The following is a 23863-nucleotide window of genomic DNA, read 5'->3' on the forward strand; positions in this document are numbered from 1 at the left end:
TTTAGTGAAAAGGGGTAGGGATAAATTTGAAAAAGAATTATTTTAGCAAAAGGGAGTGATACTCTCTATATTCTAAACTTAAATATACTTATGAAAAAAAATTACTTGATTATTTTAGCCGTATTCTGCACGGCTCTGTTTTCAATGACAGTATCAGCCCAGAAGTTATTTAATCTTAAATCTCCGAATGGTAAGCTGGAAGCTGTAATTAATGTAGGTAAAACAATCGATTATTCTGTTTTGCATAACGGCGATCTTATGCTCGACAAGTCTACAATTTCCATGTCACTCAGTGACGGAACTTTCTATGGAAAAGACGCGAAGTTGTCGGGGTCATCGACAAAGACCGTAAATCAGACAATTAGTGCTCATGTATATAAACGTAAGCAAATAAAAGATAATTATAATGAGCTTACGCTCAAATTTAAAGATCACAGTATTCTCTTTAGAGCATACGACGATGGTATTGCTTACCGTTTTGTGTCTGCGTCTAAGAAGCCATTTGCGGTACAAGGCGAACAGGTTGAGTTTAATTTTCCTCCAGACAGCAAAGCTTTTATCAATTATACGAATAAATATGAATCGGCGTCTTTTGAAGAACAATTCTTTAATTCATTCGAACAACCGTATGTTCATAATCTTTTGTCTGAGTGGAATAAGAAAAGACTTGCCATAAGCCCTTTGGTAGTAGAGGGAGTAAAGGGTAAAAAGGTTTGCATTGTAGAAGCTGACCTTCTTAACTATCCGGGAATGTTCTTATATCCGGGAGATAAAGCCAATATTCTGAAAGGGATTTTTGCACCGTTTCCGAAAGATGTAGAACAAGGGGGACACAACAATCTGCAGATGGTTGTAAAATCTCGTGAGAATTTCCTTGCAAAATTTGATGGTGCTACTAATTTCCCTTGGCGTGTAGTAATAATTTCTGAAAAAGATTCAGATCTGGCAGATAGCGATATGGTGTACAAGCTGGCAACACCGTCTCAGGGTGACTACTCTTGGGTAAAACCGGGTAAGGTAGCATGGGACTGGTGGAACGATTGGACCCTTTATAATGTAGATTTCAAGACAGGAGTGAACAATCAGACGTATAAATATTATATAGACTTCGCATCTAAATATGGTATAGAATATGTGATTCTGGATGAGGGATGGGCTGTGAACCTGAAAGCCGATCTGTTTCAGGTTGTTCCCGAAATTAATTTGCCCGAACTGGTTGCTTATGCTAAATCGAAGAATGTAGGTCTTATCCTTTGGGCAGGGTTTCATGCTTTCGATCGTGATATGGAAGCCGTTTGCAAGCATTATAGCGAGATGGGAATCAAAGGTTTTAAAGTAGACTTTATGGATAGAGACGATCAGGTTGTGGTTGATTTTCACCGTCGTGGTGCAGAAACGGCTGCTAAATATAAGATGATGTTAGACTACCACGGTACTTACAAGCCTACAGGTTTGCAACGAACATATCCTAATGTGATTAACTTCGAGGGCGTAAATGGATTGGAGCAAATGAAATGGGCAGAAAACCTCGATCAGGTTACCTATGATGTTACTATTCCGTTTATTCGTCAGGTAGCAGGGCCTATGGATTACACGCAAGGTGCGATGCGCAATGCTACAAAGGGGAATTACAGAAGCGTGAATAACGAAGCCATGAGCCAAGGTACACGTTGCCGTCAGCTCGCTGAATATGTTATTTTCGAATCACCGTTGAATATGCTTTGCGACAGCCCGTCAAACTATATGGCAGAACAGGAGTGTACTGAGTTTATCGCTGCTGTACCTACCGTTTGGGATAATACAGTTGCTTTGAATGGCGAAATTGCAAAATATGTAGCTATCGCCCGTCAAAAGGGAGATGCATGGTATGTGGGTGCATTGACAAACTGGGATGCCCGTACTATGGAACTGGATTTGTCATTCTTGGGCGAAGGAAACTTTAAAGGAGAAGTGTTTAAAGACGGTATAAACGCCGATCGTGTTGCTAAAGACTACAAAAAAGAAATAATAGATATTCCTGCCGATCGGAAGCTTCCAATATCAATGGCTCCGGGTGGAGGTTATGTTGTGAAAATAACAAAGAAATAAAAATAATTATTCTTCTATTATAAAAAAAGAGGCTGTCTCAACTATTTTGTGAGACAGCCTCTTTTATAAAAAAATAATCACGGCTTTATTTTATATATTGTTCAGCGCCTGATCCAGATCAGCGATGATATCGTCAATGTTTTCGATACCCACAGACAAGCGTAGCAATCCCGGAATAGCACCTGCCAAAACTCTTTCTTCGTCCGAAAGTTGTTCGTGAGTTGTAGTTGCAGGGTGAATTATGAGAGATTTGGCATCACCTACATTTGCCAAGTGGCTTATCAGTTGGAGTGAATTTATCACTTTGTCGGCATTCTCTCCCGATCCTTTTACTTTGAAAGAAAGTACACCACCAGCTCCCTTTTTGAAGTATTTTTTAGCCAATGCATGGTATGGGCTGCTTTCTAGTCCCGGATAGTTTACATACTCTACTTTAGGGTGTTTCTCCAACCATTTAGCAACAGCCAATGTGTTTTCCACATGACGTTCTACCCGAAGAGAAAGTGTTTCCAGTCCTTGCAAGAGAAGGAATGAGTTGAACGGGCTGATGGTACTACCCCAGTCTCTAAGTCCTTCTACGCGGGCACGTATCGTAAATGCTATATTGCCGAATGGACCATTTGCTCCAAATACATCCCAGAATACGAGTCCGTGATAGCTGTCGGATGGCTCTGTAAATTCAGGGAACTTACCATTGCCCCAGTTGAACTTACCGCTATCTACAATCACCCCGCCAAGAGATGTTCCATGTCCGCCTATCCATTTGGTAGCACTTTCTACTACAATGGTAGCCCCGTGTTCTATCGGGCGGAAGAGTGCACCTCCTGCACCGAACGTATTATCTACAATTAGTGGTATTTCGTATTTGTCGGCTACAGCAGCGATAGCTTCAAAATCAGGGATATTCAGATCGGGATTTCCGATTGTCTCCAGATAAAGAGCTTTTGTCCTGTCATCAATAAGCCTTTCAAACGAAGCCGGTTCGTCATCCGGTGTAAAGCGTGCTTCTACTCCCAAACGTTTGAACTGTGACTTGAACTGATTGTGTGTACCACCATACAGATGGGAAGTAGTAACAAAGTTGTCTCCCTGTGACAATATGTTGTTAAGCGCCAAAAATTGAGCGGAGTGACCTGATGCTGTTGCCAGAGCAGATGTTCCGCCTTCAAGAGCAGCTATACGTTTTTCAAATACATCTGTAGTCGGATTCATCAGACGAATGTATATATTCCCGAATTTACGAAGTCCAAACAAATCGGCTCCATGTTGTGCGTCATCAAAAGTGTATGACGTTGTTTGATAAATAGGTACAGCACGTGATCGTGTAACCGGATCTACCTCTTGTCCGGCATGTACTTGTAACGTTTCAAATTTATAGTTGCTCATATTTTTTTGTTTTTATAAAATGAGAGTAATTGATTTTAAAATCAATTACTCATAACTAAATAAAGATAACCTTTAAGATCGTATTATGTTGATTAAAGTGGATATTCTTCGAAAGCATACAATACTGTAGACAGATAACGCTCTCCTGTATCGGGAAGGATTACAACGATATTCTTACCTTTGTTTTCAGGCTTTTTCGCTAACAGTGTAGCTGCATACGCTGCTGCGCCCGAAGATATACCTACCAATAGACCTTCTTCGCGAGCCAGTTCACGGCTTGTGCGGATGGCATCGTCATTACTTACCTGAATGATTTCATCTACAACAGAGTCATTGTATGTTTTTGGAACAAAGCCTGCTCCTATACCTTGTATTTTGTGCGGGCCGGGTTTACCTCCTGATAATACAGGTGAGTCTGTTGGCTCTACAGCCACTATTTGCACATTTGGATTGTATTTTTTCAAAACTTCACCTACACCGCTTACAGTTCCGCCTGTACCAACTCCCGCTACAAAGATGTCGACCTTACCATCGGTGTCACGCCAGACTTCTTCAGCAGTCGTTTTTTTATGTATTGCAGGGTTTGCAGGATTCGCAAATTGTTGAAGAAGAACTCCTTTCGGGTTTTGTCTTTGTAGTTCTTCGGCTTTTGCTATAGCACCTTTCATGCCATCGGGGCCCGGAGTAAGAACAATATTTGCACCAAGTGCTTTAAGTAGATTCCTACGCTCTATACTCATAGTTTCAGGCATTGTTAATGTAAGCTTATAGCCTTTTGCCGCAGCTACAAAAGCAAGCCCTATCCCTGTGTTTCCGCTGGTTGGTTCTATCAGTTCGCTGTCGGGGTGAAGTAGTCCCGATGCCTCTGCATCTTCTATCATCGCATTTGCAATACGGTCTTTGACGCTCGATGCCGGATTGAAATATTCCAATTTAGCAATTACATGAGCATCTACTCCATGTTTCTTATTATAATTCGATAGCTCCAATAGCGGAGTGTTTCCGATAAGATCAGTTAATTTTTTTGCAATTTTTCCCATAACCGTTGATTTGTTTGTTTAATTATTGATACAAAGGTACATACTTTGAGGTACATATAAAATCGCTAAAGTAAGGTATTTTGATACCATGTTTATGGTATATTTTGCTGAGATATTTGATAAAGTAAAAAACGTTAAGAAGAATGTTTGATAGAAATTATTAACGTATATTCGTAGTGCTTTAAGCAAATCTTGTGGAACTTTACAAATCTAAAAAGTAATACATTAATAAACGTTTGAAAGGAAACAATAAATTTGTATAAACGCTATGGAGATATCAGATCTATATAATATATATAAGAAATACCCGGAAATTTCAACTGATACACGTAATAGTCCTAAAGATTCAATATTTTTTGCATTAAAAGGTGCAAATTTTAACGGGAATGAATACGCTGAAAAAGCAATCGATCAGGGCTGTGCCTATGCTGTTGTTGATGAAGAGAGATACGCAACCAGACCGAATATAATATTGGTAAAAGACAGTCTGGAAACACTACAAGAATTAGCCCGCCATCACCGGAAACAATTTATAAAAAAGCCAATTATCGCTATCACCGGAACAAACGGAAAAACAACTACAAAAGAGTTGATTTATTCTGTTTTGTCTCAGGAGTATAATGTATTGGCAACTCAGGGAAACCTGAATAATCATATCGGAGTCCCGCTAACCTTGCTGAGGATAAAAAAAGAACACGAGATTGTGATTGTGGAAATGGGAGCGAGCCATGTAGGTGAAATCCGCTTTCTTGCCGAGATGGCTTTGCCTAACTATGGGCTCATTACCAATCTGGGACATGCACATATCGAGGGGTTTGGTTCGTTCGAAAATGTGGTGAAGGCCAAAGGGGAGTTGTATGAATTTATCCGCAGTACCAAAGATGGGAAGATATTTATAGACTACAGCAATTTGCTCTTACGTGAAATGTCGGAAGGGATAACGTCTATATATTACGGATTGGAGGAAGATTTATTTATTTCAGGAAAAGTAACATCTATCAGTCCTTTCCTTGCATTGGAATGGAAATTTGGGAATAAACGGAATAAGGTGCAAACAAATATGATAGGAGAGTACAATCTCTCTAATGCATTGGCTGCAATAACTATTGGCAAGTATCTTGGGGTAAAGGCTTCTTTGATATGTAAAGCGATAGAGGAGTATGTGCCGACTAATAACCGCTCGCAACTAAAAAAGACAGAAAAAAACATGCTTATAATAGATGCATACAATGCCAATCCGACAAGTATGCATGCCGCTCTCGAAAATTTTGACCATATGGATGTAAATCATAAGGTTCTTATCCTTGGAGATATGAAGGAGCTGGGACCTGATACAGATATGGAGCATCAGAAGATTGCAGATTATATAAGCGATCATAACTTTGACAGGGTTATGTTTATCGGAGATAATTTCAGCAGGGTAAAAACAAAGTATCCGAGATTTAAAAATCTTGACCACCTGAAAGAATATCTCGAAAAAGATCCGGTTGAAGATAGTTACATATTACTCAAAGGCTCGAGGGGAGTACAACTTGAGAAATGTATTGACATGCTATAAAAAGATAATATAATATAATAGAAAAAGATCCTCATTTGGGGATCTTTTTCTATTTATATACTTGATTGATTTTTTGAACAGAATAGAGTTTGAGTATCTTAAATCAAATCCTTATAAGGATGAGGATAGTCACTACCCATTGTTTTCTTATATTCTACCACAAATGCCTGATAGCGGATGCGAGCCTCTTCATTTAGCTTTAATCTTTGTAAAGCTTTGGTCTGGAAAACTAAGGCCTCGTCGTTCAACGGGTCTATATTGAACAATGCCTCTGTTAGATTTATCGTTGTCTGGTAGGCCTCCGTGGTAAAGCTTTTTTCGATTTCTATTAATAATACAGGTTCCAGTTTATGTTCCATATCTATCTTGAATGTATCAAAAAGAGCCTGATCTGAAGATCTTAGGAATTTTCCACGTGTTAATATCTCTATTAATTCTTCTCTGTTTTCTTCTATACCGGTAGATATGATTTGAATGCATCTTACAAAGTCGCAATAACATTCGTCGGTTAATACTATTTTAAAATAGCCTTTGTCATATACAAACTCAATTCCATCCAATTCACCTAGTGCTTTCCTTAAATGATTGATAGTAACTCCTCTTGAATTTTTTACTTTATCTTCGGGTTTGTCGGGCCATATGAGGTTGCTAAGTCGTTGAGAGGTGATACCGTCTTCGATACTATATTGCAGAACAAGAAAGAACATTTGCCTTAGCTTTGTACTGAACATATAGGTAATATCTTTATTGTTTCTATCGCGTACAGTAAACTCACCGAATAGATAAATGGAATTAGGCTTATCAATTCTTTCTTTATCGTTGTTCAGCATTCTTAATGTTTGGCTGCTGTTTCTGCTGTTCTTATTTTTCTGAACAAACCTCCGATATATAAGATACCCTATAATAGAGATACATATACAAGTTAGGCCGATAATTATTAAAACAATAATACCTGATTCTTCTTTGGGATAATTGGTAAGATCGTCTGCTGTAATGGGTGGGAATGCTAACGAATAAACCTTAAGATCGGAAGATACATCATCGGCAAACTCCTGTACAATTGCATACAGGTTGTTTAGCTGATGGTCGTAATACAAATTAGCATTTGTTGTAATCTTATCTGAATATATCGGAATCGAGTCTCCTAGTATTTCATAACTCCCGTCTTTCAGCGAGAAGCGGTATAATTGTAGAAATGACTTCGAAAAATGCTCCGGGTAGCACAATGTATAAAAACAAGAATCATCAAGGATAACCATTCCCCGTACAGGTACTACATTGTTTTTATCCCATGGAATTTCCCAGAGCTTTGTAATATGTTTTGTATTTAAATCAACTTTATGCAGATCATAGAAATATTTTCGTCCTACCACCTGTTCGCCCGATTCGTTGCCCATCCCTCCGAATACATATATGGAATTTGTTTTCTTCAGATATCCTACTGACGAAAAGTAACGAGGAAGTATTGTATCTCCGCTAAAGCCATCGAGTGTTGACCATTTTCTCTCGTTTAGGTCGAAACAATAAAAGTTCTTACTATAATACATATTGCCGAATCCTCCAAATATGGTGTATTTATCCGTTGAAGAATCGTAGTAAGCCCCATGATGATGTAGTTGTCTGGGAAGTCGCTCAGTACTTTCTGTTGTCCATTGATAGGTATCCAGATTCAAACTGGCAATCATGGGCTGTTCATCCGTTATATTGTGATACACCTCATATGCATATAGTCTATTGTTTTTCGTGTCTATGAAGTTTGTACCCAAAGCAAGGTTTACCGGACATTTTTCATCGAAGACTTTTGTTCTTGTTTCGCCCGATCTTACATTATATATAGATATCGCATCCCTGTTGAAATAATATATTTCTTTCTTTCTTACGTTGTAGTTTGCTCCGGCTACAGTTTCGGATTTGAATGAAGTCTTAAAGCTCCAGTGATAAGCATCATTTATCAGCCATTGTGGATTTAATACTTCTCCCAATGCCTTCCCCTTCGAATCGTGTACTATACTTCCCTCATTCTCTCTTAAAGGGAATATATATTTCTCATTATTCCCAACCGAGAGCTCTTTGATTGCAAAAGAAGGAGTATCGATAATGTGGTCGCTTTTACCAAAGAGAATAATCGGATAGTATTTTTCCGGAAGCCCTGAGGCTACAGCTCTAAATACTCTGTCATTTACAGTTAATCTTATCGAATCACTCTTTAGATCAAATGATATTATCATTCTGAGCCAATGCTTATCAAGCTGTTCTTCTTTATTTAGTTCGGCTGTGATCAAGCTGCTTCGCCCTTCTTCATTGAATTTGAATACAAAACTACTGCCTTGTCCGTCATAAAATAAATTATAGATTTTATCGGATTTCTCATTTTTTATACGAAGAATGTATCCAATTTCTTTTGCAGGATAAAGGGCTATCTTAAAGTCAATATTGAAATAGTTGGAAAAGGCAACGGATGAATTTTTGAAAACATCGTAAGAGGTTCTTTTATCTATAGATTGTTCCCCTCCACAAAATTTTAGACCTTGAGATAAGGCTGTTTGTGAATAAAAACAACTAAGTATGAAAAATATATATAGATACAGTTTCATGGGATAGAAAATACAATTTTCAAGTTAATAAGATTGTTTCCGGGTGACCTCTATTGTAATACTCTGTTTTGTGATAAATGGAGAAGGGGTAGAGGTGTCTTATCAAGATATAAAGATATTAAAATCTTTTTAATAGAAAGAGATTCCCTTTTAATACCGTTTTAACTGGTTTTTTAAGATTTCTTATAATGTGCACATAATAAGGTAAAAAGCATAAGATTAATGTTTTTTTTTACTTAATAACCCAAATTTAACCCAATAATTAACCTTCGAGCGCCAATCTTTGGTAAAAATGATAGCGGGCAATACGTATGTCGAGCCATATCATGAAAGAAAAATAATTTAATAACCAAAATCTATTAATCAACCAACCAAAAATCAGCCTATGTACATTGATGTTTCTAATTAATGTTAACTCTTAACTTTTATAACATGATTTTAATGAAGAAAATTTTGCGAACATTTCTGTTCGTAGCTATGCTTGGCGGCGTAGTATCTATAGCAACCTCATGTAATGATGATGAATCGGAACATGTCGATTATGGCACTGTTACGGGGATTGTATTAGATGAGATGGATGCTCCTATTAGTGGTGTTACTGTTACCATATCGGGTGTAGAGGAAACGGTGACAACAGGAAGTGACGGCAAATATACTGCCCAGAACGTATCTATTGATTCCCATTCGGTAAAATTCTCAAAGAAGGGATTTCAAACAATTAGTGTAACTATTACTGCCGGTAAATTCGATGCCAACAAAGTAGCATCTACAAGTGTGAAAATGGTAAATGCGGATTCTAAAATAGTAGGTACGCTTACTGATGCTAAAAATGGTGGTGCACCTCTTGCCGGAGTTGTTGTTAGCATAAGTGCTGATGTTTCTGCAACATCGGGGAGTGATGGTAAGTTTGTTATCGAAGATTTGGTAAAAGGAACTTATACAGTAACATTTACCAAAACAGACTATGTAACAATAACCAAAACACTAAACGAAAGTGATTTCGTTGATGGAGTAGCAACTGTAGACCTCAGAATGGGCGGTGTTGAATTACTGCGAGGTTTAACCGCTGAAGATTTGGCAACTGCCGATAAGTGGTATTACAATGAATATCGTGGTGGACGTAATGGCGATGCATATCCTCACTGGGATTGGTCTGGCGATTACATGTGTGCCCTTGACTTAAGAGGAGCTTGGGATGAGCAGAATGAGGGGACAACATTACAAATCCGAAATTCTGGTGATGAGCGAAACAATCCGGCTAATCTTGATGTTTTTGACTCTTTTGTATACGGTAGTAAAAAAATAACAGAGGATAATAAAATACTTTCTCTTAGAGTACGTACCCATGATGCTGATGAGGCTTCTCCAGCCTATTTTGGAGTACAGGTTATCGATCTTTCGGCAGCAGAACCTACTAATGTGAAAATAGGAGATACAAAGACTCATGGCTCTGGTAATTATGCTGACTATGATTTCGATTTGAGTGCATATGTCGGTAAAGAAGTGATCGTGGCTGTTGGTATCTATAGACAAAAAACAGGTGATTATTGGAAACAATTAGTTCTTCGTGCTATCCGTTTTGCTGATAAAAAAGTAGAAAACTGGGATTGGTTACCGGGAACAGATGTCGTAGATGGATGGAAGCTTACTCAGGAAATGGTACGCTCTACGATGGTACATCCAAAGAAATCATTTAGTGGAATAAGTAAAGTAAGTGGTGGTAGAGATAACTATAAAGCTGCTTATCGTTCATGGCGCGAAAATTCTCATATAGCGTTTGAATGGGCTTTTGTTCCTCTTCATAAAGATCCTGAAGTATTCCCTTCCGAAGGTTACTTGATTAAGACCAGAGGTTCAGGCACTGCTGTTAATACCAAAGAGCCCGAAGCATACTTCTATTCTAAGTTTGCGATAGGAGCAGGTAATAATCAGCTGACATTGAAGACTCGTAACTTTGGAAGTAACTATACATTCTTTAAGCTGACTGCAATCAAAGAAGACGGAACAGTTGTGCATGTCGCTCCAAAATCTAATACCGCTCAAGAAGCTTCCGCTGCCGCAGATGGCTGTTGGAAATTCAAACACGGTGCGGGTGGAGCCGGTGAACCTGAAGCTTATGCTTCATTTGTATACGATCTGTCACAGTTCAACGGCAACAATGTAGTATTGGTGTTCGGCGTATACAAAGGTGAAAGCAACGGTGACGAAAGCAAGCTGGTATTCTATAGTATCAATCTAAATTAATAAAAATGTTGTGGCCTTAGTGAATCCTCTGCGTAAGGCAGTACTATAAAAAGTATTGTCTATGCAGAGAGTACACTGAGATACAAGAAAAATAGAAAAAATGAAAAAAATAGTAACAACTATTCTTTGTTCTTTGTTGGTAATAACCGTTGCATGCAGCGATAATCCCGAAATAGACAATGGAGGAGGCAAAAAACCGGGAACTATTACTTCCGATAATCTTGCTGAGCAGAACATCCTTCGTGCTATGCAAATGGTAGATAGTGCAATGCTTTATCATTTCAAAGGCGAAGGAATGGCAATGTCGAGATTTTATAATCCTTATACTAAATCCAATGCGAATAGAGACGGCTCTGACGAAAAGGGAAGTGTATGGATGTACACCAGCTCTATCGAGGCTGTGAATGCAATATTACATGGGTTGAAAGCTCACAAGGAGAAAGGCAAAGCCGAACTTTATGATAAGAATTTCAACCGCTATACCGAATTGTTGAACAAGCTGTATACCAATGCCGCGTATTATAAAGGAACATTTAGTCTAACTTCATATACGCAGACTAAAGACTGGTCTGTATACGGCGTAGATAGAGGCAATGCCAAAGGAACGGCACTGGTAGAGGGTATACACAACGTATATGACGACCAGCAGTGGCTGATACGTGAATTACTGGAAGCATATAAGCTTACCGGAAATAATACTTATCTCACAGAAGCCGAGTATCTGACAGAATACGTGCTCGATGGTTGGGACTGTGTTCTCGACAGCAATGGTAAAGAATATGGTGGTATCCCTTGGGGTCCCGGTTATGTAACAAAACACTCGTGTAGCAACGGTCCTGTGGTTAGTCCGTTAGTTTGGCTGTCGGAGCTCTATAAAGGTAAGAATGATGAAATTACCTATAAGTATATTGCTACAGATAATAGCCGTAAATCAGCAACTGTGAAAAAGAGCGACTACTATCTGAAATTTGCTAAAGCAGTTTATGACTGGCAAAAAACAAACCTCTTGCGTGAAGATGGTGTATACCATGATATGATGGGTGGTTGCGACCCTAACTGTGATGTGGCATACGAAACCGTAAATGGGGTAAAATATCGCAAGCACACCAATCTGCGCGATCGTACAGGGACTCCTTATTCGTACAATTGCGGTTCGATGATTTCAGGCGCAGCCGATCTGTATCGTGCAACAGGGGAAAATGTATATCTGGAAGATGGAAAAAAACTATCGGATGCAAGTTTCAAATATTTTGCAAAACTTGGTCTTAATGTTCCGGGATACTATACCTACGACCTGATTGGTTTCAAGAACTGGTTTAATGGCGTACTGATGCGTGGATATGTAGATGCATACTCATCTTACAAAAACGCATCGCAATATATCGATACCTTCCAGAAGAATTTGGATTACGGATACGATAACTTCTTCTATAGAGGATTACTTCCTGCAAATCTGCTGGTTGGTTGGAGTCGCGAAAATGTAAATAACAGACTCGAAGGGATGTTTACATTCGCTTTTGCTGCCGAATACGCAACCTTAGCACGATACGAATTGGAGAAAAATTAACTAACTTAAATTTATATTGTTATGATAAAAACACATCATGCCAGAAGGATGCAATTTTTGTGTTCCTGCATTTTAATGATGCTCTTTCTTGTCTTTGCGCCTTCGCTATGGGCTCAAAACAAGACCATATCGGGTATAGTTACAGATGAAAACAATGAGCCTGTAACCGGAGCGAGTGTAGCAATTAAGAATACGACTGTTGGTACAATCACAGATATAGATGGTAAATATACGATCGATGCCCCTGCAAATGCTACTTTGGTGTTTAAGTTCTTAGGATATGGAACGAAAGAAGAGAAGGTGAACGGACGTAGCCTGATCAATGTGGCAATGACCGTTGACGAAACCACACTCGAAGATGTTGTGGTTGTGGGTTATGGCGTACAGAAGAAGGTTACTTTAACCGGAGCTGTGGCAGGCATCAAAGGGAACGAGATGTTGAAAACCAAGAACGAAAACCCTCAGAATATGCTTACCGGTAAAATTGCCGGGGTGCGTGTATGGCAAAAGAGTGCTGAGCCGGGTACATTCAATAACAACTTTGACATTCGCGGACTAGGTTCACCATTGGTGGTTATTGATGGTATTCCGAGTACTACAGAAGAATTTCAACGTTTGAATGCAAATGATATTGACGATATCTCTGTTCTGAAAGATGCTTCGGCGGCTATATATGGGGTTCGTTCGGCAAATGGAGTTGTATTGGTAACTACCAAAAAAGGATCGAAAGATGGAAAAACATCAGTTTCTTACAATGGAACATATACTTTCCAAAAACCATCGGGTATGCCGGTTCTTGCTGACCCTTACCAAACTATGACATTGTACAACGAAAGGTCGATGAACAATATCAATGGAGGAAGCATCATCTATAAGGAGGAAGATTTTGAAGCTTTTCGCAACGGTACTCGCCGCACAACGAATTGGACAGACTTATTATTCTCTAATTATGCACCGCAAACGCAACATGACCTAAGCATCACCGGTGGTAATGACAAAACTCAGTTCTATGTAGGTATGGGTTACTTCTATCAGGAAGGGTTCTTTAAGTCGGGCGACCTTAATTATAATAAATATAATCTTCGAGCTAACGTTACTACTAAGATTCTTGACGGATTAACTTTTGATATTAATTTAAGCGGTGTTGCCGATGAGCGCAACAATCCATATACAGATGCTGTAAATATCATTCGTACTTATTGGAGACAAGGTGTTTTGAATCCGGCGTATGCTGACCCTGAAAACACAATGCTAAATTATCAAGGGTTGGAAATGCAGGAAAATGCCGTAGCACAAATGACTTCCGATATATCGGGATATAGAAAATATCAACAAAAATATTTTCAATCTTCGGCATCGCTTAATTACGATTTAGGTGTTGTTGCTCCCGTATTGAAAGGATTATCGGCAAAAGCGTTAGTGAGCTTCAATTACCGTATGGATAACAATAAGGCATATCGTAAAGAATACTATCAGTATGCATACAATGAGGTTACCGGTTCTTATGATCAGGCATTGTTCAATGCCAGTTCGCCAAGCCGTCTTCGCCGCGAATCATATAATAAGCAACAGATATTGAGCCAGCTATTATTGAACTACAACCGTACTTTCGGTGAGCACACTTTTGGTGGAGTAGTTGGTATGGAAACACAAAAGCGTACCGGTGATAATTTCTATGCACAGCGTGAGCTTGCATTTTCTACAGATTATCTTTTTGCAGGTGTTGACGAAAACCAGTTGGGCGGTATGAATATTGGCAACAATGACCTTTATGAAGAAGCTAATGCTGCAATGATAGGTAGGATAAATTATGCTTATGGCAGCCGCTATATTCTCGAAGCCCAATTTCGTTACGATGGATCTTCTAAATTTGCAAAAGGACACCAATGGGGATTCTTCCCTTCTGTATCGGCAGGATGGCGTATCTCTGAAGAGCCTTTCTTCAAGTCAGTTTCTGCCTTGTCATTTATAAATCAGTTGAAACTGCGTGCTAGCTACGGGGTGTTAGGAGATGACTTGTCTAGTAATTGGAATTATGAGTGGGCAAATGGATATAACTATCCTGCTACAAACTCTAACTCAGCATCGGGATATTACAATCAGTATGCACCGGGATTCATCATCGGAGATAAATATATTTCTGCCGCATCTACCAAGCCACTTCCTAATGTAGGCATTTCTTGGTACGAGTCTCGCACATTCGATGTTGGGGTAGACTTTGAAGGATGGAACGGATTGTTTGGTTTTGCCGCCGATTATTTTGATCGTCGTCGCGAAGGTATGTTTGCCCGTCGCAAAGGAGATCTGCCTACCGTAGTAGGTGCTGAGGCTCCAAATGAAAATCTGGACAGTGACCGTCATTTCGGTATAGATCTTGAACTATCGCACCGTAACAAGATAAATGATTTTTCATATCGTGTAAAAGCGATTAGTACAATTACCCGTCAAAAACACATGATCGCTTCCGAAAAAGGACCTTGGGCAAACTCGTACGACAGATGGCGTAGCGACAACTTGACTAATCGTTATCAGGGAGTACAGTTCGGTTATACTTCTGCCGGACGTTATCAGAACTGGAAAGATATCTGGTCTTATCCGATCTATAAAGATCGTGGACTTTTACCGGGCGACTATAAATATGTAGACTGGAATGGTGATGGTGAAATAAGTGATTTAGATAAACACCCTTATGCGTATGACCAAACACCGTGGTTGAATTACAGTTTCAACTTTGATTTCGAATACAAGAATTTCGACCTGAATATATTGTTGCAAGGATCAGCACTTGGTTCTATGAAATACCAAGAACCATTGTATGCTATATGGGGTAGCAATGGTGGTGGTACACTTACTCAGTTCCTTGATCGTTGGCATCCGGTAGATCCGTTTGCAGATCCTTACGATCCGGCAACACAATGGGTATCGGGTTACTATGGCTATACAGGACATTATCCTGACCCAGATTCTGAGTTCAACCGTGTAAGCACAGCTTATCTGCGTCTAAAGAGTATCGAACTAGGGTATACATTGCCTAAGATAAAGGCATTGTCGTCTATGAGATTGCGCATGTTTGCCAATGCTTACAACCTATTTACTATAACAGGAGTGAAATTTGTTGACCCTGAGCACCCGGATGATGAATTGGGACGTTTGTATCCACTCAATAAAACGTACACCGTCGGTATGTCTCTTACGTTCTAAAAACTTGTATTAGTAACGAAATAATAAATTTGATAGATATGAAAAAAATATTAATACTGTCTTTGCTAAGCATGTTATTCTTTGCTGCTTGCAACGATCTAGATATTCCGCCAAAAAATCTGATAACCGACGAAGACCTTCTTACCAATGAATCGGGTATGGATATTTACATGGCGACTATGTACAGCAACATGCCTTTTGAGGATTTTAAATATATGGGCGAATGGGGTGTAGAATTCAACTCATGGCTGGGATCTATGGGTATAGAAGGAACAGGAGAAGCCCTTAATCGTGACGGTATATGTAAGACTTTCACAGGTGAACGCACAGCCTATTGGGGAAATGCATTTTCGTTGTTGCGCAAAGCCAATTATTTGCTTGAGACACTACCTAAATATAAGGATTCGTTTCAGGAACAGACATACAATCATTATTTAGGAGAAGGATACTTTGTACGTGCCTTTGTATTTTATGCTATGGCTCGTCGTTTTGGAGGAATTCCATTGGTAACAAAGGTGATTCAGTATCCGAATGATAAAGAGGCACTCGAAGTACCACGTGCCAGCGAAGAGGAAACATGGGATCAGATTCTAGCAGACTTCGATCAGGCAGCTTCATTGTTGAGCCCAACCAGTCCAAAGTCCGGATATGCTAACAAATACGTAGCTCTGTCTTTCAAATCGGAAGCAATGTTGTATGCAGGGAGCGTAGCTAAATACAACGAAAATGTAACAGGACGCCTTACCGGCTTTGGTCAGAAGACCGGTGTTCGTGTAATTGGTTTCGGTGAAGATACATGGCAAAGTGCATCCAAGAGATATTTCAAAGAAGCATATAAAGCCGCACGTGAAGTAATGCAGACCGGAGGCTATTCTCTCTATAAGAAAAAATGGTCGGCTACAGATCGTGAAGCACAATACCAGAATATGGTGGATATGTTTAGTGACCTTTCAAGCCCAGAAAATATTTATGTGAGAAAATATATGTATCCAACTCTAACTCACGGGTATGATGCTTATAGTGCACCATTTATATTTCGTGCGCCGTTGTCGTCTGGAACATGTCCTACTCTTGACTTCCTTGAGTTGTTTGACGGATTTGCTCGCTACGCTGATGGAACAGTTAAGGTAACAACAGGAACATCGAATACAAACGGTGATTATATATTGTATGACAAGCCAATGGACTTCTTCAAAAATGCAGAGCCAAGATTACGTGCTTATGTAATATTCCCGGGAGATATGTTTAAGGGCAAAGAAATTGAAATTCGTGCGGGAGTATACACAGGCTCAACACCGGTTAAGCCTTTGTTCAAGGATTATTCGTATGCTAATGCCGAAACGTATTACCAGCATTTGGATGTTTATACACAGAAACCTAAGACATTGTATCTGAGTCCAAAATCAGAAAATCCTGAAAAGGTAGAATTCAATGGGCAAACAATAACAGCTTCCGGAGCAAATGGTCCGTTCTACGATCAGGGAGAATCTGCAATGGCAGGGCTTTATGGACGTAAATGGCTAAATCCTGACCCTGCTTTTGTGGCAGCAGAAGGAAAATCGGAGCAACCATTTATCCTGATGCGTTATGCTGATGTATTGCTCAATGCCGCAGAGGCTGCTGTAGAATTGTCATTGGCAGGAGAGCCGTCTCCTGACGGATCAGACTTGTTGAAAGTAGCAACAGATGCAGTAAACGAGATTCGTGAACGCGCAGGAGCAACCAAGCTTACTTCTAACCTTACTTCATCTGTAGAAGGACGCAACACTGTGCGCAAAGAGAGACGTAAGGAACTTGCATTTGAGCATAAGACTAAATGGGACTTGAGACGCTGGCGTGTACAACATTACGATGGACGTGATGGCTTTTGGGGTGAAACACGGAATAAGGATGCTTACAGCAATAACTCTCGTTATCGTTTCCGTGGATTGTATCCGTTCCTTTCTACTCAAACAGGTAAATATTTCTTCGATGCCCATTTCCAAATGGTAGGTTTGAGAACATTCGAGTATAATCCGATCGATTATTATTTCGAAATCCCTAATGGAGAAGTTGCTAAGAGCTTAGTGATTGATCAACAGCCAAATAGATAATGAGCAATAATAAAACACAGAATATGAAAAAAATAGTATTTTATTCTTTAATATGCGTACTGCTATCTTTCAGTTCCTGCGATTTGTTCAAGATGGACAATTACGATGAGCCGGCCGAAACACTGGAAGGAGAAGTAGTAGACGTGGCTACCGGCGAGCGTGTGCTTACCGATCAAGGTAGCGAAGGTATCCGTGTGAGTTTAACAGAACTTAGTTGGGGCGATAATGTTTTACATAATCCTTATTTTTATTGTATGCCTGACGGATCGTTTAGAAATACAAAATTGTTTAAAGGAAATTATAATATCCGTATCGATGGACCTTTTATTCCTCTCATCCGCGAAGCCGATGGCATTCTTTTGGCAGACGATACCAAAACAATGGATATAAAGGGCAAAACTAAGGTTAAGTTTGAAGTTCAACCTTTTCTCAAAGTAGAATGGGTAGAAGAGCCTACTGTTACAAATGGTATAATTAAAGCCAAGGTTAAGGTTACGCGCGCTGTGTCTGAAGAAGACTTCCGTGCAAAAATAGAACCGATGGGAAGTTATAATAATAGCTTTTTGAATATGACTGATATTCAGTTGTTCGTCAGCTATTCGTCAACAGTAGGATACCGTGCCCGTGACGAGAGATGGTCGAACCAAATAGAATATACAGGTTCAGCTTTTAACTCTTTGTTTGGTCAAACGATTACGATCGAATCTAATCCCAAAAAGCCTATTCCTTCCGGAAGAACTGTATTTATTCGTGCTGCTGCACGTATCAATTACGATACACCGAAAGGAAGTGGAACACGCAGATGGAATTATAATGAGCCAATGGAGGTGATGATTCCATAATGTAGAGAAAGTAAATTAGATTTAAGGTTTAAAGTAATTGACCTGCCGGTTAGGCTTTAAACCTTAAATTTTTATTTATTATCCTAAATCAGGTTATATTTGCAGATGTATACTAATGAGGTTTGTAATATATAAAGAAAATGCCCTTTGACAAGCCTTTGCTCTCTATGCAAAAAGTTATCTTCTATGTAACTTGATACTGATCTTAAACAAATTAAATTAACTTGGCTATTACCTTATTATGAAAAAGAATGTATTAATCTTATGCCTTTTGGGGCTTGGCCTTCAGCTGGGGGCTCAAACCAAAGACAATGTTAAAACCACATTCCAGACTTCACGAGAGTGGAGACCAACAATAGATACCCGAGCCGATGCGGTGATGGTATATGGAGTAGGTGGAAACCCTTCTGATAAATCGAAAAGAATACCGTTTGAAGAACGTGTACAATCGTGGCGCGACAGAGGTTATATTGCTCACTTCATGACAGGCATAGCTTGGGGCGAATACCAAGACTACTTTACAGGACAATGGGATGGCAAAATGCATCTGGACGAAGGTCAGGTGCAGCAAAATGGAGATACGATATGGCATGGACATATGGTTCCTTATATCGTTCCTACGCAGAACTACCTGAAATATATAAAAGAAAGACATGTAAAGCGGGTGATCGATGCAGGCATTGACGCCATATTTATGGAAGAACCCGAATTCTGGGCTCGTGCAGGCTATAGTGAAGCCTTCAAACGAGAATGGAAAAGCTATTATGGTTTTGACTGGAGACCACAACACGAGTCTCCCGAAAACACATACTTAGCCAATAAACTAAAATATCAATTGTATTACAATGCACTCAAAGAAGTGTTTACATACGCTAAAGAATATGGTAAGAGTCGGGGAATAGATGTGAAGTGTTATGTGCCCACACACTCACTGGTTAATTATTCGCAATGGATGATAGTTAGCCCTGAAGCAAGTTTGGCGTCTCTTGATTGTGTAGACGGATATATAGCCCAAGTATGGACGGGTACGTCAAGAGAACCAAACTACTTTGATGGAAAAGTAAAAGAGAGAGTCTTCGAAACAGCGTTTCTCGAATATGGCTCGATGGAGTCGATGACTGCTCCCACAGGTAGAAAGATGTTCTTCCTCACCGATCCGATCGAAGACTGGCCGAGAGACTGGGCTGATTACAAAAAGAACTATCAGGCAACCTTTACCGCTCAATTGCTATACCCCAATATTGCAGATTATGAAATAATGCCTTGGCCCGAACGTATTTATGAAGGACTTTACAGAACAAGTGCGAATAGTGACAAAAAGGAAAGAATACCAAGGCACTATTCTACACAAATGCAAATAATGGTAAACTCGCTGAACAGCATGCCTTTGTCTGATAATAAGGTGACAGGCTCGCGAGGTATAAGCGTGCTGATGGCCAACTCACTGATGTTTCAGCGATTTCCTACACACGCAGGATATGAAGACCCTCAGTTGGCAAATTTCTACGGACAAGCGTTACCTTTTCTTAAACGAGGAATACCTGTGAAAACAGCCCATATAGAAAACTTAGGCTATAAAGAAGCATTAGCCGATACGAAAGTATTGCTTATGTCTTATTCGAATATGAAACCTTTGTCTCCCGAAGCTCATACATATATAGCTCAGTGGGTGAAGGCCGGAGGTGTGTTGGTTTATAGCGGGCTCGATAGCGATCCGTTTCAGACTGTACAGGAATGGTGGAATACAGGAGGCAATAAATATACTGCTCCGTCTAACCATCTGTTCGAGCAAATGAATATTGCCGTGTCGCCTAAAGAAGGTGAATATAGTTATGGAAAAGGAACTGTTTATATTATCAGAACCGATCCGAAAGACTTTGTTCTAAAAGCCGATAACGATAAGCAATTGCTCGATGTAGTGAAAAAAATGTACGAACAAAAGGCAAATGCAGGGAAGCTGATCTTTAAAAACAATTTCTATCTCCAAAGAGGAGCGTATGATCTGGTTGCCGTGCTCGACGAAAGCGTGAGCAATGAGCCTTATATAATAAAAGGGAATTTCATTGACTTATTTGATCCGAAGCTACCTGTATACCAATCTAAGACTGTAAATCCGGGAGAACAAGCGTTCTTGCTGAATATAGACAGGGTGCCAAACAAACAACGTCCTCAGGTGCTTGCCGCTGCATGCCGTGTATATGAAGAAAAGGTAGGTAAAGGTTCTTATTCGTTTGTTGCAAAAAGTCCTATAAATACTACGAATGCATCTCGTGTTTTATTACCCCGAAAACCTGTGAGCGTATCCGTAAACGGCAAAGAAGAATTCTTGGCTAATGCATGGGATCAGCAGACCAAGACTTATTTATTAGAATTTGAGAATAATCCTGAGGGAGTATCTGTTAATATTAAATGGTAAATTATATACAAAACAAAAAGAAAATCGCATGAAGAGCATTGTGTTATATCTTCTTCCGCTGTTTGGCTTACTCGCATGTAAAAGCAGTGGTGTGAAAGATTATGAAGTGGTTAAAAATGAATTAAGAGCACCAGCGTACCCTTTGGTTACAATAGACCCATACACCAGTGCGTGGTCTATGACAGATAATCTGTACGATGGAGCTGTAAAGCACTGGACAGGAAAAGACTTTCCGCTTATAGGAGCCATAAAGGTGGATGGCGTTGCCTATCGTTTTATGGGTACTGAAGATGTAGAGTTGGATCCCCTTGTACCAACATCGGAGCAAGGCGAATGGTATGGAAGCTATACGACTACCCAACCGGCAGCAAACTGGAAAGATAATAATTTCAACGATTCGTCTTGGAAAAAAGATAAAGGTGCATTCGGTACAAAAATAAATGAGCCTACAGCTAAAACAGATTGGACAACCGAAAATATCTGGGTCAGAAGACATATCGTTTTAGATGAGGATGTACAAGGAAAACAAATCTATCTGGAGTTTTCGAATGATGACGATGCCGTTTTTTACATCAATGGTATTGAAGTACATAATACAGGTTCGACATGCAACAAAAATGCAATGATTAAATTGTCGGCAGATGTTGTGAATGCACTAAAGAAAGGGGATAACTTGATAGCTGCTCAGTGTAAGAACCCTGTGGGTAACGGTCTGTTAGATTTTGGTTTACTGGTACAGAAAGAGATGCATACAGCTCTCGAAAAAACTGCTGTGCAAAAGTCTGTAGATGTGCAAGCCACGCAGACGCATTACACATTTGTTTGTGGCGAGGTTGATCTGAAATTGACTTTCTCTGCTCCTCTGTTTATGGATGATTTGAACCTACTGACTCGTCCTGTAAATTACATTACCTATCAGGTTGTGGCTAATGATGGAAAGGCTCATGATGTACAAGTATACTTCGAAGCTTCTCCACGCTGGGCTCTTGATCAACCTTATCAGGAGTCTGTAAGCCAGATCTTTGAAGATAACGGCCTGTTATTCCTTAAATCGGGAAGCAAGGAACAGAATATACTCGCTAAAAAAGGCGACGATCTGCGCATCGACTGGGGGTATTTCTATTTGGTAGCCGAAAAAAATAATGTATCGGTTAATATTGGAGAGAGTAATACTTTGAGAACTAATTTCGTCAACAACGTTCAGGACGGGCAAGTAACCACAGGAGAAAATGAAAAGTCGAAAATGTCTTTGACTCATAATCTGGGCTCTGTCGAAAGCTTTTCAGGAAAAGTAATGATTGGTTATGATGATATTTATTCGATACAATACTTTGGAGATAACCTTCGTCCATATTGGAATCAGGACGGCAATCAGACTATCGCAGGACAATTTCACGCGGCAAATAAAGAATACGACAAACTGATAGAGAAATGTTATGCGTTTGACAAAGAGCTAATGGATAAAGCATCTCTGGCGGGAGGGAAGAAATATGCGGAGCTTTGTGCTTTGGCATATCGTCAAGCTATTACAGCTCACAAATTGGTTAAAGCACCGAATGGTGATTTACTATTCTTGTCGAAAGAAAACAACAGTAATGGCTCTATTGGTACAGTGGATGTAACGTATCCGTCAGCGCCGTTGTTCTTGTATTACAATCCTGAACTGGCTAAAGGTCTATTGAACCATATATTCTATTATAGCGAAAGCGGTAAATGGACAAAACCTTTCCCTGCTCATGATGTTGGTACTTATCCATTGGCTAACGGACAAACCTACGGGGGAGACATGCCGATAGAAGAAGGAGGTAATATGCTCGCTCTTACAGCTGCTATCGCTGCAATGGAAGGCAACGCCAAGTATGCGGAGAAACATTGGGATGTACTGACTACATGGACAGATTACCTTGTGGAATACGGTCTCGATCCTGAGAACCAGTTGTGTACAGACGACTTTGCCGGTCACTTTGCTCACAATGTGAATTTGTCGGTGAAGGCCATTATGGGTGTTGCTTCGTATGGCAAGCTTGCGGATATGCTCGGGAAAAAAGATGTTGCCGAAAAGTATACCGCTAAGGCTAAAGAAATGGCACAGGAATGGATGAAGATGGCCGATGATGGAGATCATTATCGCCTTACATTCGACAAACCGGGAACATGGAGCCAGAAGTATAATCTGGTATGGAATAAGCTTCTAAAGATGAATATATTCCCTGACGAAGTGGCTCAGAAAGAAATCGCTTACTATTTAGGCAAACAAAACAAATACGGACTACCTCTCGACAATCGTGAAACATATACCAAGACAGACTGGATAATATGGACTGCTACGCTTGCTGATGATAAAGCGACATTCGAGAAGTTTATAGATCCTTTGCATTTGTTTATGAACGAAACAGTAGACAGAATACCGATGTCCGACTGGGTATTTACAGATAAGCCAAACTACAGAGGGTTTAAGGCCCGTTCGGTAGTCGGAGGCTATTATATCAAAATGCTGGAAGAAAAATTAAAAGGAAGTAAATAGGTTTTAGGCAACTATTTCATGGAAGGGGGTTCACAAATTATTTGTGAGCCTTCTTTTTTTTGTTGGAGTTCGTTATTATCAAGTATCCTAAAAAATTATCTATATAAGAACAGAGGTTCAATAAAAAGGTGACAGAAATAAATGAGATAAAAAGTGTCACTTTTGTCACCTTTTTAGGGTTAAGGTACTGTTGTATAGCTTGATGTGGTTTTTGAAAATTGTCACCTTTTGTTCCTCACTGATCTTAGAAATATGATTATTAAATAAAAAGAAGTAAAGTATGGATACTAAATTATTTGTAATAACTTTT

General features: G+C 39.6%; 12 protein-coding genes. 9 read left to right on the plus strand and 3 right to left on the minus strand.

What is annotated here, in order from left to right; translation table 11 throughout:
• The first annotated feature begins 90 nt into the window (after window positions 1-90).
• Complete coding sequence (locus tag QOX35_RS08825) at window positions 91-2088, plus strand: retaining alpha-galactosidase (protein ID WP_283686609.1); 1998 nt, start codon at window positions 91-93, stop codon at window positions 2086-2088.
• A 90-nt stretch (window positions 2089-2178) separates the two neighbouring features.
• Here QOX35_RS08825 and QOX35_RS08830 read toward each other — a convergent pair whose 3' ends face one another.
• Complete coding sequence (locus QOX35_RS08830) at window positions 2179-3474, minus strand: O-acetylhomoserine aminocarboxypropyltransferase/cysteine synthase family protein (protein WP_283686610.1); 1296 nt, start codon at window positions 3472-3474, stop codon at window positions 2179-2181.
• A 92-nt stretch (window positions 3475-3566) separates the two neighbouring features.
• On the minus strand, window positions 3567-4514 hold the full coding sequence (gene cysK / locus QOX35_RS08835; RefSeq protein WP_283686611.1) for a cysteine synthase A: 948 nt from the start codon (window positions 4512-4514) through the stop codon (window positions 3567-3569).
• A gap of 268 nt (window positions 4515-4782) precedes the next feature.
• Between cysK and QOX35_RS08840 the strand changes: the two genes are divergently transcribed.
• Entirely contained in the window at window positions 4783-6072 is a 1290-nt protein-coding gene (locus tag QOX35_RS08840) for a UDP-N-acetylmuramoyl-tripeptide--D-alanyl-D-alanine ligase (protein ID WP_135104494.1), read from the plus strand.
• Between the two features lie 98 nt (window positions 6073-6170).
• Here QOX35_RS08840 and QOX35_RS08845 read toward each other — a convergent pair whose 3' ends face one another.
• Window positions 6171-8666 (minus strand): Kelch repeat-containing protein, encoded by a 2496-nt coding sequence (locus tag QOX35_RS08845; RefSeq protein WP_283686612.1) that lies wholly within the window; start codon window positions 8664-8666, stop codon window positions 6171-6173.
• 441 nt (window positions 8667-9107) lie between these two features.
• On the opposite strand from QOX35_RS08845, the gene QOX35_RS08850 reads away from it, so the two are divergent.
• The 7 genes from QOX35_RS08850 (at window position 9108) to QOX35_RS08880 (ending at window position 23553) form a co-directional block, all read left to right on the plus strand.
• Window positions 9108-10910: a carboxypeptidase-like regulatory domain-containing protein gene (locus QOX35_RS08850; RefSeq protein WP_283686613.1), complete on the plus strand. Its 1803-nt coding sequence runs from the start codon at window positions 9108-9110 to the stop codon at window positions 10908-10910.
• Window positions 10911-11010: 100 nt separating this feature from the next.
• Window positions 11011-12477, plus strand: coding sequence for a glycoside hydrolase family 76 protein (locus QOX35_RS08855; RefSeq protein WP_283686614.1), 1467 nt, complete (start codon window positions 11011-11013; stop codon window positions 12475-12477).
• Window positions 12478-12498: 21 nt separating this feature from the next.
• Complete coding sequence (locus QOX35_RS08860) at window positions 12499-15678, plus strand: SusC/RagA family TonB-linked outer membrane protein (RefSeq protein ID WP_283686615.1); 3180 nt, start codon at window positions 12499-12501, stop codon at window positions 15676-15678.
• 38 nt (window positions 15679-15716) lie between these two features.
• Complete coding sequence (locus QOX35_RS08865; RefSeq protein ID WP_283686616.1) at window positions 15717-17771, plus strand: RagB/SusD family nutrient uptake outer membrane protein; 2055 nt, start codon at window positions 15717-15719, stop codon at window positions 17769-17771.
• Window positions 17772-17794: 23 nt separating this feature from the next.
• A complete protein-coding gene (locus QOX35_RS08870; RefSeq protein ID WP_283686618.1) occupies window positions 17795-18613 on the plus strand; it encodes a DUF3823 domain-containing protein in 819 nt (272 codons plus the stop codon).
• Between the two features lie 241 nt (window positions 18614-18854).
• Entirely contained in the window at window positions 18855-21029 is a 2175-nt protein-coding gene (locus QOX35_RS08875; RefSeq protein WP_283686619.1) for a hypothetical protein, read from the plus strand.
• A gap of 28 nt (window positions 21030-21057) precedes the next feature.
• Window positions 21058-23553: a glutaminase domain-containing protein gene (locus tag QOX35_RS08880; protein ID WP_283686621.1), complete on the plus strand. Its 2496-nt coding sequence runs from the start codon at window positions 21058-21060 to the stop codon at window positions 23551-23553.
• The last annotated feature ends 310 nt before the right edge of the window (window positions 23554-23863 follow it).

Origin of the sequence: Dysgonomonas sp. Marseille-Q5470, assembly GCF_951230145.1 — a bacterium.
In the GTDB taxonomy this organism is placed as follows: Bacteria; Bacteroidota; Bacteroidia; order Bacteroidales; family Dysgonomonadaceae; genus Dysgonomonas.

Coding starts and splice junctions, on each gene's coding strand:
- QOX35_RS08850 (WP_283686613.1), top strand. CDS start 9,108: ATGAAGAAAATTTTGCGAACATTTCTGTTCGTAGCTATGCTTGGCGGC.
- QOX35_RS08865 (WP_283686616.1), top strand. CDS start 15,717: ATGAAAAAAATATTAATACTGTCTTTGCTAAGCATGTTATTCTTTGCT.
- QOX35_RS08880 (WP_283686621.1), top strand. CDS start 21,058: ATGAAGAGCATTGTGTTATATCTTCTTCCGCTGTTTGGCTTACTCGCA.
- QOX35_RS08870 (WP_283686618.1), top strand. CDS start 17,795: ATGAAAAAAATAGTATTTTATTCTTTAATATGCGTACTGCTATCTTTC.
- QOX35_RS08855 (WP_283686614.1), top strand. CDS start 11,011: ATGAAAAAAATAGTAACAACTATTCTTTGTTCTTTGTTGGTAATAACC.
- cysK (WP_283686611.1), bottom strand. CDS start 4,514: ATGGGAAAAATTGCAAAAAAATTAACTGATCTTATCGGAAACACTCCG.
- QOX35_RS08830 (WP_283686610.1), bottom strand. CDS start 3,474: ATGAGCAACTATAAATTTGAAACGTTACAAGTACATGCCGGACAAGAG.
- QOX35_RS08860 (WP_283686615.1), top strand. CDS start 12,499: ATGATAAAAACACATCATGCCAGAAGGATGCAATTTTTGTGTTCCTGC.
- QOX35_RS08840 (WP_135104494.1), top strand. CDS start 4,783: ATGGAGATATCAGATCTATATAATATATATAAGAAATACCCGGAAATT.
- QOX35_RS08825 (WP_283686609.1), top strand. CDS start 91: ATGAAAAAAAATTACTTGATTATTTTAGCCGTATTCTGCACGGCTCTG.
- QOX35_RS08875 (WP_283686619.1), top strand. CDS start 18,855: ATGAAAAAGAATGTATTAATCTTATGCCTTTTGGGGCTTGGCCTTCAG.
- QOX35_RS08845 (WP_283686612.1), bottom strand. CDS start 8,666: ATGAAACTGTATCTATATATATTTTTCATACTTAGTTGTTTTTATTCA.